Below are 14,994 nucleotides of genomic sequence, written 5' to 3' on the forward strand. Positions count from 1 at the left end.
ACCTCTCACGTCGCCCTGGCTGCCTACTGCCCGACACCGAAAAGCGCCACCGTCAACTCGGGTGGCTCGGTGTCCTTCGAAGTCGGCGACTGCGATGGCCCTTCCAATATCGGCATGACCGATCCCGGCGTGCCCCCGGCGCATGGCACATACAGTCTTCCCGGTCAGAATCCTGACAGCACCGAACAGGTGACCTATACCAATAACGGCGATGGTGCGACATCGGACTCGTTCTATCTGTTGGACGAAGACAACAACCAGATCGTCTTCAACATCACCGTCAACCCCTCGCGCACTGCCAGCATCGCGGTGAGCCCGGCCAGCCGCAACGAAAATAGCGGTGCAGCGTTCACCTACACGGTGACGCTGAGCCAGACCAGCAGTTCGGCGACCACGGTAAACCTTAGTCGCAGCGGCACCGCCACCAGCGGCACCGATTACACGGGTGCGCCGAGCAGCATCGTGGTGCCCGCCAACGCCACCACGGCCACCTTTTCCGTCACCCCGGTCGCCGATACCACGGTGGAGGCCGACGAGACGGTGGTGATCAGCGTGGCCAGCGGTAGCGGCTATGGCATCGGCAGTCCGTCCAGCGCCACCGCCACCATCGTCAACGACGACTTTCCGGCCGCATCGATCACGGTGTCTCCGTCCAGCGTGCCCGAGGACGGTACGGCCAACCTGATCTACACCGTCTCGCTCGACCAGGCCGCGCAGAGCGCTGTATCGGTCGCCTTCAGCGTCGGCGGCAGCGCGACCTCAGGCACCGACTACGCGGCCGTGAGTTCGCCGCTGGTGATCAACGCCGGCCAGACCACCGGCACCATCACCATCAATCCGACCGCCGATGCCACCATCGAACCGGACGAGACGGTGGTGATCAGCCTGGCTGCGGGCAGTGGCTACAGCGTGGGGTCGCCCAACAGCGCCACCGGCACCATCCTCAACGACGACCAGCCGGCGCTGTCGATCAACGACGTGTCCGTGAGCGAAGGCAACGCCGGCACCACCAATGCCACCTTCACTGTCTCGTTGAGCCAGCCGGCCGGCGCCGGCGGCGTCAGCTTCGATATCTCCACTGCCGACGGCACTGCCACTGCCGGCGTGGACTACGTCGCCTCCAGCCTGGCCGGGCAGACCATCCCCGCCGGCAGCAGCAGCGCCACCTTCACCGTGCAGGTCAACGGCGACTCGCTCAGCGAGCCCGACGAGACCTTCTTCGTCAACGTCAGCAACGTCACCGGCGCGACAGTGGCCGATGCGCAGGGCCTGGGCACCATCGTCAACGACGATGCGGTGCCGTCGCTGTCGATCGACGATATCAGCGTGAACGAAGGCAATAGCGGCACCGCCACGGCCACGTTCACGGTGAGCCTGAGCGCGGCCAGCGGCCAGACCGTATCGGTCAATTACGCCACCGCCAACGGCACCGCCACCGCAGGGAGCGACTACGTCGCGCGGTCGGGCACGCTGACATTTCCGCCGGGTACCACTGCGCAGGGCGTGGCGATCACCGTCAATGGCGACACCGCGGTCGAGGCCAGCGAGACCTTCAGCGTCGGCCTGTCCGGTGCCAGCAACGCCAGCATCGCGCGCGCCACCGGCACCGGCACCATCCTCAACGACGATGTGGTGGTGATTGTCGGGCCGGCCACGCTGCCGGCAGCCACCGCCGGCAGCGCCTACAGCCAGAACCTGAGCGCCAGCGGCGGCACCGCGCCGTACACCTTCGCCGTCACGGCCGGTGCGCTGCCGCCCGGGCTGACCCTGAGCGCTACCGGCGTGCTGTCCGGCACACCCACCGCCACCGGCAGCTTCAACTTCACCACCACCGCTACCGATAGCGGCGGCAGCCCCACCAGCGGCAACCGCGCCTACACGCTGACCGTGGCCGGCGCGACGGTGACCCTGCCGGCGACCAACCTGCCGGCCGGCACTGCAGGCCAGGCCTATTCGAGCGCGCTCACTCCGGCGACCGGCGGCATTGCCCCGTATACCTACGCCGTTACCGCCGGCGCCCTGCCGGCGGGCATCACGCTCAATGGCAGCAGCGGCGCCCTGACCGGTACGCCCGGCACCGCGGGCAGCTTCAGCTTCAACGTGACCGCCACCGACAGCACCAGCGGCACGCCATCGCAGGCAACGCAGAGCTACTCCCTGACCATCGCCGCGCCGCCGATCGTGGTTGCGCCGTCCACGCTGCCGGCCGCCACCCGCGGCACGGCCTACAGCCAGACGTTGAGCGCCAGTGGCGGCACCGCGCCGTACACCTACACGCTAGCAAGCGGCACGCTGCCGGCAGGCCTCACCCTGGCCAGCAACGGCACACTGTCGGGTACCGCGACGGTGGAAGGCAGCTTCAACTTCACCGTGACCGCGACCGATGCGGGGAGCTTCACCGGCAACCAAGCCTACAGCCTGACCGTTGCCGGCCCGAACGTTGTACTGCCGGCCAGCACCTTGCCCGCAGGTACGGCCGGGCAGGCGTACGCGGCGACGATCACGCCCGCCAGCGGCGGCACCGCGCCCTACAGCTATGCACTGACCGGCGGCGTCCTACCGGCGGGTGTTGTCGTGGACGCGGCCACCGGCAGTCTCAGCGGCACGCCGACCGTGGCAGGCACCTTCACCTTCACCCTGACCGTGTCCGACAGCACGCCAAGCCCGGCGGCGCAGGCCAGCCGCAGCTACACGCTGACCATCGCGGCACCGGTGATCGTGGTCGCGCCCACCACGCTGCCCGCCGCCACCCGCGGCACGGCCTACAGCCAGGCGCTGAGCGCCAGTGGCGGCACCGCGCCGTACACCTACACCCTCGGAAGCGGCACGCTGCCGGCTGGCCTGACCCTGGCCAGCAACGGCACGCTGTCCGGCACCGCAACAGTGGAAGGCAGCTTCAACTTCACCGTGACGGCGACCGATGCGAACGCCTTCACCGCTGCGCAGGCCTATGCGCTGACGGTGGCCGGCCCGAACCTGGCGTTGCCGGCCAGCACCCTGCCGGCAGGCACGGCCGGGCAGGCGTACACCGCGGCGATCACGCCCGCCACTGGCGGCACCGCGCCCTACAGCTATGCACTGACTGGCGGCGCATTGCCGGCGGGTGTTGTCGTGGACGCGGCCACCGGCAGCCTCAGCGGCACGCCGACCGTGGCAGGCACGTTCACCTTCACCCTGACCGTGTCCGACAGCACGCCAAGCCCGGCGGCGCAGGCCAGCCGCAGCTACACGCTGACCATCGCGGCACCGGTCATCGTGGTCGCGCCCACCACGCTGCCGGCCGCCACCCGCGGCACGGCCTACAGCCAGACGCTGAGCGCCAGCGGCGGCACCGCTCCGTACACCTACAGCCTCGGAAGCGGCACGCTGCCGGCTGGCCTGACCCTGGCCAGCAACGGCACGCTGTCCGGCACCGCAACAGTGGAAGGCAGCTTCAACTTCACCGTGACGGCGACCGATGCGAACGCCTTCACCGCTGCGCAGGCCTATGCGCTGACGGTGGCCGGCCCGAACCTGGCGTTGCCGGCCAGCACCCTGCCGGCAGGCACGGCCGGGCAGGCATACGCGGCGACCATCTCGCCGGCGACCGGCGGCACCGCGCCCTACAGCTACGCACTGACGGCCGGCACGTTGCCGAACGGCGTGGTGCTGGATGCTGCGACCGGTGCGCTCAGCGGCACGCCGACCTTGTCGGGCAACTTCGCCTTCACCCTGACTGCCAGCGACAGCACGCCGAGCCCGGCGGCCCAGGCCAGCCGCAATTACACGCTGACGATTGCAGCAGCCACCCTGGTGCCTGGCCAGCCCACGCTGCCGCCAGCGGTGCGTGGCAGGCCCTACAGTCAGGTGCTGACGGCGTCTGGCGGCGTCGCGCCGTATACCTACAGCGTCGCCAACGGCCGCTTGCCTGCCGGTCTGACCCTGTCGGGCAACGGCACGTTGTCCGGCACGCCGACCGCTGAAGGCGTCTTTTCGTTCGCCATCGCGGTGGCCGACGCCGGCAATGCCAGCACCACCCAGGCGTATACCTTCACGGTGGACGGCCCGAACCTGGTCCTGCCAGCAAGCACCTTGCCGGCCGGCACGGCCGCTCAGGTCTACGCCGCGACCATCGCGCCCGCGACCGGCGGTATCGCGCCTTACAGCTATGCACTGACAGCCGGCGCCCTGCCGAGCGGTATCGTCCTCGATGCGGCGACCGGTGGTCTCAGCGGCACGCCGACCTCGTCGGGCACGTTCAACTTCACCCTGACCGCGACCGACAGCACGCCCAGCCCGGCGGCCCAGGCCAGCCAGCGCTATACGGTCACCATTGCGGCGGCGACGCTGGTGCTGGCGCAGCCCACCCTGCCACCGGCGACGCGCGGCAGCGCGTACACCCAAGTGCTCACGGCCAGCGGTGGCGTCGCGCCTTATCGCTACAGCATCGCCAGCGGCACCTTGCCGGCTGGCCTGACGCTGGCCAGCGACGGCACGCTGTCGGGCACGCCGACGACGCAGGGCACCTCGTCCTTCACCATCGCGGTGGCCGACGCCGGCAATGCCAGCGCCACCCAGGCCTACAGCTTCACGGTGAGCGATGCGGCGCCGGTGGCGGTGGCGGATGTGGCGGCCACCATGAGCGATGCTGCGGTGACGGTGGCGGTGACCGCCAACGACACCGGCAACATCGCATCGATCGGCATTGCCACCGCGCCGACCAACGGCACCGCCGTGGTCAACGGGCTGGAGCTGGTCTACACGCCGGCCGCCGGTTTCGTCGGCACCGATGTGGTGAGCTACACGGTCACCGGCAGCGGCGGTACGTCGGCGCCGGTCACGGTGACCATCGCGGTCAATGCACGTCCGGTGGCGGTGTCGGTGACTGCCGCGGCCGTGCCCGGCGAAGCGCAGCAGGTCGACCTGACCCGCAATGCCACCGGCGGGCCGTTCGTGGCTGCAGCCGTGGTCGCGGTGCTGCCGGCCTCGGCCGGTACCGCCACCATCACCCGGACTGGCGGCACCGCCACCGCGGCGGCTGCGCGTGCCTCCGGCCCGTCGCCGGCGGCGGCTGCGATGGCCGAGACGCCCACGTTCATGTTGACCTTCACCCCCAACCCGGCCTTCGTCGGTCAGGCCACGGTGCAGTTCACCTTGTCCAATGCGTTCGCCACCTCGGTGCCGGCCAGCGTGGTGTTCACCATCGCGCCGCGCCGCGACCCCAGCGTGGATGCGGAAGTGCGTGGCCTGATCGATGCGCAGTCCGAGTCCACCCGGCGCTTTGCGCGCGCGCAGATCGACAACTTCCAGCGCCGCCTGGAAGCCACCCACCGCGGCGGCAGCACCTTCAGCAACGCGGTGAGCTTCCAGCCGACCTCGCATTGCCGCCAGGCCGACCGCGGCATCAGTGCGCAGCCGTGCAGCCCGGACACGCAGGAGGCCGACAACGACTTCCGCGATGCGCCAGCAATGGCCAGCAGCGGCAACAGCACCGCGCAGGGTCAGGGCGATCTGGGGCTGTGGGTGGGCGGTGCAATCCGCTCGGGCAGCCTGGACAAGCAGTCCAACAGCAACGGGGTGGACTTCCAGACCGACGGCCTGAGCGTGGGCGCCGATTACCGGGTGGCACAGTCGCTGGCGATCGGTGCGGGCCTGGGTTGGGGCCGCGACGACAGCGATGTGGGCAGGAACGGCAGCCACTCCAAGGCCACCGCCTACACCATGGCGCTGTATGCCAGCTTCCATCCGGGCAAGGCGTTCTTCTTCGACACCCTGGTCGGCTACCAGCTGCTGTCCTACGACCTGCGCCGCTTCGTCACCGACGATAGCTCGATGGCCGAGGGCAACCGCGACGGCAAGCAGTGGATTGCGTCGGTCTCCACCGGTGCGGACCTGCAGCGCGGCGAACTGCAGATCACCCCGTATGCACGTGTGGATGTGGCCCGCGCCACGTTGGATGGCTATGTCGAAGACGGCGTGGCGCCGTTCGCGCTGCGCTATGACGACATGGACGTGGCCACCACCACCGGCAACCTGGGCCTGCGCCTGGAATGGCGCCGCGAAGTGGCCTGGGGCCGGCTGACCCCGCAGTTGCGCGTGGAATACCAGCGCGACTTCCAGGGCCGCGGCGATGCCACGCTGAGCTATGCCGACCTGAACGGCGGGCCGTTCTATCGTGCCGGGCAGAGTGCGTTCGACCGCAACCGCCTGATGGTCGGCATCGGTGCGGCGCTGCTGACCGAGCAGGGCCTGTCGACGCGGCTGGAATACCGCGGCATCACCGACGGCGACAGCAACGACGATCAGACCTGGATGATCAATCTGGAAAAGAAATACTGATCGTCTCCAGCGTCATGCACTGAGCAACGCGATGGGCCGGGCGACTACCCCGGCCCATCGCGTTTGTGATGCCGCCGGCGGTATGTGTTGCATGGCGGCGCTGGTGCTGCGCTGCGCATTGGTCGACGGTGGGTTGTAGACAGACCGCCACGCGCATCGGCCGCAGTGCATCGAAGCCAGCGTGCAGCCTGGTCCGCCTGTCTGCTTTCCTGCCGGTGCCAGGTTTGGTCGGGTCTGCCGCGTGTCGGCAGTCGATCGCCACGCGCGGCTGAGCAGTTGCCCATGTCACAGGACAGCCCTGGGCATCGGCACCGACCGCTGCATGCAGATCCTCGGCAAACAGCGCAGCACGGCCGCATCCGGCACAATGCACGCACGCATGCACGCCACTTCCGCGCCCGATTTCCGCCTCTATCCCTCAAATGCGCTGGATACGCTGGCCGCCTTGCTCGCCCAGGAGCTGCGCCGGCCGGTGCCGGAGCAGCCGTTGCTGCAGCCGGAGGTGGTGCTGATCCCGCAGGTGGCGATGCGGCGCTGGCTGCAGTCCACGCTGGCGGCCGAGCACGGCGTGGCGGCCAACCTGGAATTCCTCACCCCCGGCGAATTCGTCGCGCGCGCGCTGGAGTGCAATCTCGGCCCGGCCGACGACGATCTGGACATGGCCACCACACAGTGGCGGTTGTATGCCGCATTGCAGGCCGACCTGGGCAGCGATGCGGCATTGGCGCCGTTGGCCGGTTATCTGTCCGACGGCGATGCGCTCAAGCCCTGGGCATTGGCCGGCGAGCTGGGCAACGTGTTCGAGAAGTACCAGGCCTGGCGACGCGACTGGTTGCTGCGCTGGGAAGGCGGCGCCGACCCCGATGACCCGCAGGCGCGCCTGTGGCGCAGCATCGCCGCCGGCCGGCAATACCGCGCGCGCCGCATCGGCCAGTACCTGGATCGCTATGTGCGCCCGGACGGTCCGCTGCCGCAGGGCTTGCCCAGGCGCCTGTTCGCCTTCGCCATCTTGAATATTTCGCCCGACGTGCTGCGCGTGCTGGCCACGCAGGCGCGCGTGGGCACGCTGCATTTCTATCTGCCCACGCCCACGCAAGGGTACTGGGGCGATCTGCAGACCCTGTGGCAACGCCGCCGCGAAGACGGCGCGGTGCAGCTGTTTGCCGAGCAGGTACAGGAAAACCCGCTGCTGCAGGCCTGGGGTGCGGCCGGGCGCGACTTCATGGCATTGGTCGGCGATTACGAGGTGGTGCATCCGCTGGCGGAGATCGCCGTCTACGCCGACCCGCTGGAGTCCGGCCGCCGCGCCCTGGCCGGCGGCGGCCTGGGCGACAGCCTGCTGCGCCGCATGCAGAGCGACCTGTTCCATCGTCGCGCGCCAGGCGTGCCCGCCGCATTGCCGACGGTGAATCTGCACGACCCCAGCCTGCAGGTGCATGCCTGCCACACGCGGCTGCGCGAGCTGCAGGTACTGCACGACCAGCTGCGCGCCTTGCTCGACGACCCACGCTTCGACCCGCCCTTGCAGCCACGCGAGATCGCGGTGCTGTCGCCGGACATCGACCCGTACGTGCCGTACCTGGACGCGGTGTTCGGCAGCCACGGCAACGACGACGCGCTGCCGTACGCGCTGGCCGATGCCAGCCCGTTGGCCAGCGAGCCGCTGGCCGAGGTGTTCCTGACCTTGCTCGGCCTGCCGATCGCACGCTTCGGCCTGCACGAGATTCTCGACCTGCTGGCCAGCGCGCCGATCGCCGAGGCCGCCGGCCTGGACGAAGCCGGGCTGGAACGCCTGCGCGGCTGGCTGCACGCGGCCGGCGCGCGCTGGGGGCTGGATGCGGCGCACCGGCACCAGCACCAGGCACCGAGCGACGATGCCTACACCTGGCGCTTCGCACTGGACCGGCTGCTGCTTGGCCATGCCAGCGGCGCCGACGACGATATCGAGGGCGTGGCGCCCTGGCCGCAGCTGGAAGGCAGCGCGTTGGCCGCACTGGACACGCTGTTGCACTTGCTGGGCGTGCTCGAACGCCACCAGTCGGTATTGGCCAAGGCGATGACGCCAGTCGAGTGGCGTGAGCGTCTGCTCAGCCTGCTGGAAGAGCTGATTCCAAAGACGCCCTCGGCACCGCGCGCGCAGCGCGCGCTGGACCGCTTGCGCAGCCTGATCGACCAGTTCGCCCGCGATGCGGTGCGCGCCGACTACGCTGGCAAGGTGCCGGCCGAGGTGGTGCGCGCGCACTTCGCTGCGGTGCTGGGCGAATCGGACACGCGCGCGCCGCTGCTCACCGGCGGCATCAGCTTCGGCCGCATGGTGCCGATGCGCCTGCTGCCGTTCCGCGTGATCTGCCTGCTCGGCATGAACGATGGCGACTTCCCGCGCCGCGACCCGGCCGCCGGGCTCAATCGCCTCACGGCCGAGCTGGGCACCGAGCGCCGCCGGCATGGCGATCGTTCAACCCGCGAGGACGACAGGTTCCTGTTTCTGCAGTTGTTCGCCTCCGCGCAGGAGGTGTTCTACCTGAGCTATCTCGGCGCCGATGCGCGCGATGGCAGCGCGCGCGAACCGTCGGTGCTGGTCAGCGAATTGCTGGGCAGCGCCGCGCAGTACCACGCCGACCCGCAGGCGATCGCCACGCTGGTGGTGGAGCACCCGTTGCAGCCCTTCGCCGCCGCCGCCTTCGGTGCGCCGGGCGACCACGGCGCCGACCCGCGCCGTTTCAGTTATCGCCGCCAATGGCGACCCTCGGTGGACAGCCTGGTCGGCCAGCGCCAGCCGCTCGCGCCGTGGGTGGCCGGTGCGTTGCCGGCCGACGACAACGCAGTGCCGGGCAGCGTCTCGATCGACGACTTGCGCCGCCTGTTTTCCGACCCGGCCGGGCAGTTCCTGCGCCATCGTCTGGGCATGCGGTTGCCCGACCCGGCCAGCGAAGACAGCGACCTGGAGCCGCTGCTGGCGCCCACGCGCGGGCTGGACCAATACGGCCTGCAGCAGCAGGTGTTCGACGCCGCACTGGCCGGCGACACCGGCCGGCTCTACGAGCGCCTGCGCGCGCGTGCGCTGCTACCGTCCGGGCCGCTGGGGCGACGCCAGCTCGATGAGCGGGTGGCGCAATTGCGCCCGTATGCCGAGGCATTCCGGCAATGGCGCGGCGAGGCGCCGGCGCAGTCGCACCGGCTGCAGGTGCAGATCGGCGATGTCGAGGTGCACGGCCGCGTGCCCGGCTGGTATGCGAGGGGGGTAGGGCGGGTGCAAGTCGGCGCGCTCAGTGGCCGCAGCGCGATCCGCCACGGCCTGGAATGGCTGCTGCTGCGCGCTGCCGGCGAGCATGCGCCGTATGTACGCTTCTTCGAACACGAAGACGGGTTAGGCCCGCATCCCATCGACCTCGAACCGCTGTCGCAGGCGCAGGCGCAAACTGCATTGGCCGCACTGTTGCAGCTGTATCGGCACGGCCTGCAGGCGCCGCTGGCCTTCGCGCCCTACAGCAGCTGGAAATACCACCAGGCCGCGCGCGGCGACGACCTGGACAAGGCCATCAAGGATGCCGCCGGGCAGTGGCAATCCAGCTTCGGCTGGAGCGAATCGCACAGCCCGGAACTGCGCCTGGTCAACCGCGGCCGCGACCCGTTCGCCGATGCACAGCGCTTCGCCGAGTTCGCCACCACCAGCCACCGCGTGTACGACCTGCTCGAGCGCGGCAACGCCGACGCCATGCTGGATCCGCAGCGCCTGGTCGAGAGCTGGCGCCACTGGCACGGCGCGCAGGAGGAGGCCGAATGAGCGCCAGCCCCGTCACCGACCCGTATCTGCACCTGCCGCTGCATGGCGTGCGCCTGATCGAGGCCAGCGCCGGCACCGGCAAGACCTTCACCCTGGCCACGCTGTTCACCCGGCTGGTGGTCGAGCGCGGCCTGCGCATCGGCCAGATCCTCGCCGTCACCTTCACCGAGGCCGCCACCCAGGAACTGCGCCGCCGCATCCGCGAGCGCCTGGTGCTGGCCGCAACCCTGGTCCCCGAGACCCCCGTAGGAGCGGCCCCGGCCGCGACCGACTTGCCCACAACACCGGCGCCCAATGGCGCATCGGCTCTTGTAGGAGCGGCCCCGGCCGCGACCGACTTCGCCAACGACCCGTCGCGGCCAGGTCCGCTCCTACAGGACGCGCCTGATGTCCTGCTCACCCGGGCCATCCTTGCCACTCATCTGGCCAGCGGCACCGAAACACCGGCCGCCCTGCGCCGCCGCCTGCAACAGGCGGTGGAAGAAATCGACCTGGCGGCGGTGTTCACCATCCACGGCTTCTGCGCGCGCGTGCTGCGCGAGCATGCGCTGGAAAGCGGCCAGGCCTTTGCCGCACCGGAACTGCTCGCCAACGACCGCGAACTGCTCGGCGAAGTCGCCGCCGACCTGTGGCGCCAGCGCGCCGCCGATGCGGCGATGGCCGAAGACCTGATCGCGTTGTGGTCGGGCGGCCCGGAGGCATTGGCCAGCGATCTGCGCGCACTGGTGCGCCATCCAACGCTGCTGCCGGCGGCCGCCACGACAAACGACGATTCCGCTGCGCTGCTGCAGGCCGTGCAGGACACCAGTACCGCTCTGGCCGCCGCATTCCAGGCGCATGGCACCGCGTTTTTCGACGCCCTGATGGCCGCCATCGACGGCGGCATCCTGAGCAAGGTCAGCTACAAACCGGAGTGGCTGGCATCGCTGTGGCATTGGTTCGACAGCTTCGCCGCCGCGCCATCGGTCAACACCGCCCCGCACCCCAAGCTGATCAAGCTGACCGCCGCGGAACTGGCCGCCGGTACCAACAAGAAGTTCGTCGAGCGCACCCCGGCCTCGCCGCTGAGCCACGAGATCGACGGCTATCTCACCGCGCTGGCGCGTGTCGAACAATGGCGCACACGTCGCCGCATCCGCCTGCTGCACGCCCTGCGCGAGGACGCCATCGCGCGGCTGGCACTGCTCAAGCGCCAGCGCCGCGTGCAGACCTACGACGACCTGGTCGATGGCGTCGCGCACGCGCTGGAAGGCGCGCAGGCCGGCGCCCTGGTCACACGGCTGCGCGCGCAATACGCCATCGCGCTGGTGGACGAATTCCAGGACACCGACGACCGCCAGTGGGCGATCTTCTCCAATGTGTTCGGCGAAGGCCCGCTCGCGCGCGCGGCTGGCCTGGCGCCGGCGCTGTTTCTGATCGGCGACCCCAAGCAGGCCATCTACGGCTTCCGTGGTGGCGACGTGCGCACCTATCTGGCCGCCGCCGTCACTGCCGAACTCGCCCCGCCGCTCAGCCACAACTTCCGCTCGCGCCCCGGCGTGCTGGCGGTCATCGACGCGTTGTACGCGCAGGCCGGCTACACCGACGCCTTCCTCACCGATGGCATCGCCTTCCACCCGGTGCGGCCCGGCACCAAGCGGGTGGATGCCGACCTGCAACGCGATGGCGCCGCCGCCCCGGCGCTGACGCTGTGGCGTGCGCCGGAACCGCCGCCGCCTGCGAAAGGCAAGCCCAAACCCTGGAGCGCCGGCCGCGCCCGCGAGCTGGCCACCGCCGCCTGCGTGGCAGCGATTCGCGGCTGGCTGGCCGGTGGCCGCGACGGCACCGCCACCATCAACGCGCGCCCGGTGCAGGCCGGCGATATCGCCGTGCTGGTGCGCAGCCACGGCGAGGCCACGCGCATGCAACAGGCGCTGGGCGCGGTGGGCATCCCCGCGGTGGCGGCCGGCAAACAGAGCCTGTTCGCCACCGACGAAGCACTGGAGCTGCTGGCCCTGCTGCAGGCCTTGCTCGACCCGGGTGACGACAGCCGCCTGCGCGCCGCCCTGGCCACCGTGCTGATCGGCGCGGACGCCGCCGCCATCGCCGCGCTTGCACACGATGGCGAGCGTCACCGCCGCTGGCAGCAACAGGCGCTGGACTGGCGCGAGCGCTGGCAACGCGGCGGCCCGCTGGCCCTGATCGGCGAGCTGGGAGCCGCGCACGGGCAACGCCTGCTGGCCCTGGTCGATGGCGAACGCCGCCTCACCAACTACCTGCAGCTGGCCGAACTGCTGCAGGAAGCCGACGCCCGCGCGCTCGGCCCGCATGGCCTGGTCGACTGGCTGTCGCGCCGCATCGCCAATGCCGACGACAACGACGAAGCCCAGCAACTGCGGCTGGAATCGGACGCGCGCCGCGTGCAGATCGTCACCCTGCACAAGAGCAAGGGCCTGGAGTATCCGCTGGTGTTCCTGCCGTACATCGGCATCGGCCGCAGCGACAAGGGCGCCGGCCGCCATTGCGTGGTGCATGCGCCGGAGCTCGGCCGCCAGCTGCACTGGAAGACGGACAAAGAGGACCCAAGCTGGAGCGCCGCCGAAGCGGCCTGGAAGCAGGAACAACGCGCCGAAGACGCACGCCTGCTCTACGTTGGCCTGACCCGCGCCGAGCACGCGCTGTGGATCGCCAGCGGCCCGTTCCACCAGCACGAGCGCACCGCCCTGTCCGGCATGCTGCGTGCGCTCGACGCGCTGCAGGGCGCGGCCGGCGAGGGCGCGGTGGTGGTGGACACGTCCACGCCGCCGGCCACCCTGCCGCGGCTGCCGCCGCCGCTCGAGGCGCAGGTGCCGCCCGCGCGTACCCCGCAGCGGCATATCGCCCCGGACTGGTGGGTCTACAGCTTCACCCAGCTGGCCAATGCCGATGCCGGCGCCGCCACCGACCCGATGGCCAGCGCCACCGTGGTCGGCAGCGGCGGCAGCGACGAGCCGGCCGGCAGCGAGGCGATCGCGGTGGCCACCGAGGTCGACGCCTTCGACCCGCGCTTTGCCGGCAACCGCTTCGGCGTGGTGATGCACGACGTGTTCGAGCGCTGCGACTTTGCCACCTGGCAGGCGTGGCAGCCAGGCCAACCCGCACCCGAAGGCCAGGCCGCCGCCATCCTCGAGGCGCTGCAACGCGGCGGCTACGTCGAGAAGGAATGGGACGACGGCCTGGCCATGCTCACCGCACTGATCGGCCACACCCTCACCGTGATGTTGCCCGAAGGCACCCCCCTGGCCGCCGTGCCCGCGCCGCAGCGCCGTAACGAGATGGAATTCCACTTCGCCATGCGGCCCACCCGCGTCGAGGCACTGCTGGCACTGCTGCACCGGTTTGGCGTGGTCGGCGAGCGCCAGGCCTTCGGCGCGCGCCAGCGGCTGGAAGGCCTGATGACCGGCCTGATCGACCTCACCTACACCGTGGAGGGGCGCTGGTACGTGCTCGACTACAAGTCCAACCGCCTGCCCAGCTACGACGCCGACGCCCTGGCCCGCGCCATGGCGCACAGCGAGTACGAGTTGCAGGCGCTGATCTATACCGTCGCGCTGCACCGCTGGCTGCGCTTCCGCCTGGGCGAGGCCTACGACTACGCCCGCGACTTCGGCGGCGTGCGCTACCTGTTCTGCCGCGGCCTGGACGCCAGCCGCAACCCGGTATCAGGCCCCGGCTTCAACCCTGCCCGCCGCGCCGCAACCGACCCCGGCTCCGACCCCTCCGGCAACGTCGCAGCCGACCCTGGCGCCGACCGCGCCCGCGATGCCGAGGCCAACCCCGGCTCCGACCGCGCCCGCGATGCCGCAGCCAATTCCGGCTCCGGCTCCGACCCTGCGCGCGACGCCGTCGCCAGCGACGCCATGTCCGACGCGCCCGCACCCGGCATCCAAGCGGCATCCGTCTGCGTTGCGCCCGGCATCCACGCCTGGCGCTTCGACCCGGCCCTGGTCCAGGCCCTGGACGCCCTGTTCGCCGGCAATCCCACCGAGCCCCTGTCCAGCAACGCAGCAGCGCCCCTTTCCCCCGACGGGCAAGCGCCCCTCTCCCCCCGGGAGAGGGGGTGGGGTGAGGGCAGGTCCGCCGCCGAAGCATCCGAGCCATGACCCAACAGACCGCACTCCCGCCCAGCGCTGTGCGCAAGCCGCGCGCCCCTCGGGGCGAGCACACACCGCTTGCGCGCCATGGCGCGCGTGCCTGGCAATGCCTGCACCACGCCGCGCGGGCCGGGATATGCAGCGGAGACCGGGGTGAGGGTGTCGTACAGGGTCAGAAACGTGCCGATCGACTCGCCCGAGGCGCCTCCGCCCACCAGGCGTCCACCCCATGAACCAGCCAAACCTCTTCAGCGCGCTGATCAAGGCCGACGCGCTACGCCCGCTGGATCTGGCGCTCGCGCAAAGCCTGCAACGCCTGGCCCCGGACACCGACCCCCAGGTCCTGGCCGGCGCCGCGCTCGCCTCCCTGGCCGTCACCAGCGGCCACGCAGGGCTAGACCCCGCCCGCGCCGCCATGCTGCTGGACGCGCGCGAGGGCCCATCGCCCGCACTGCCGGACCCCGCCGACTGGCAACGCACCCTGGCCGCCTCGCGCTGGGTCGACCAACCGGCTCCGGAAGACCCCGCCGCCGCCGACTGCCCGTTGGTCCTGGAACACGGCCTGCTCTACCTGCGCCGCTACCGCGAGTACGAACGCCGCCTGGCGCTGGGCCTGCAACGCATCGCCGTCCAGTCGCCGCCGCCCTTCGACGCCGCCACGCTGGCACCGCTGTTCGCGCAGCTATTCCCAAACCCGACCCCAGCCACTCATCCCGTGGACCCAACCCCTCTCCCCCCGGGGGAGGGTGCCCGAAGGGCGGGTGAGGGTCCGGGCCTGCC

3 protein-coding genes and 2 pseudogenes are annotated in these 14,994 nt (G+C 70.7%); all 5 read left to right on the forward strand.

The window, feature by feature from the left end:
• Positions 1-114: 114 nt before the first annotated feature.
• Positions 115-828, forward strand: a pseudogene (locus EO139_RS21630) (Calx-beta domain-containing protein); the annotation flags it as partial.
• A 156-nt stretch (positions 829-984) separates the two neighbouring features.
• Positions 985-6,318 carry a putative Ig domain-containing protein gene (locus EO139_RS04265; protein ID WP_241235910.1) on the forward strand — a complete coding sequence of 1,778 codons (5,334 nt, stop codon included), beginning with the start codon at positions 985-987 and terminating at the stop codon, positions 6,316-6,318.
• A gap of 379 nt (positions 6,319-6,697) precedes the next feature.
• Positions 6,698-10,102, forward strand: coding sequence for an exodeoxyribonuclease V subunit gamma (gene recC, locus EO139_RS04270; protein WP_126969446.1), 3,405 nt, complete (start codon positions 6,698-6,700; stop codon positions 10,100-10,102).
• Entirely contained in the window at positions 10,099-14,223 is a 4,125-nt protein-coding gene (gene recB, locus EO139_RS04275) for an exodeoxyribonuclease V subunit beta (protein ID WP_126969448.1), read from the forward strand. Before recC ends, recB begins: the two co-directional genes overlap by 4 nt.
• A gap of 220 nt (positions 14,224-14,443) precedes the next feature.
• A pseudogene (locus EO139_RS04280) lies at positions 14,444-14,994 on the forward strand (exodeoxyribonuclease V subunit alpha); the annotation flags it as partial.

It is taken from the genome of Xanthomonas sp. BRIP62411, assembly GCF_003993525.1.
Taxonomy (GTDB): domain Bacteria; phylum Pseudomonadota; class Gammaproteobacteria; order Xanthomonadales; family Xanthomonadaceae; genus Xanthomonas; species Xanthomonas euroxanthea.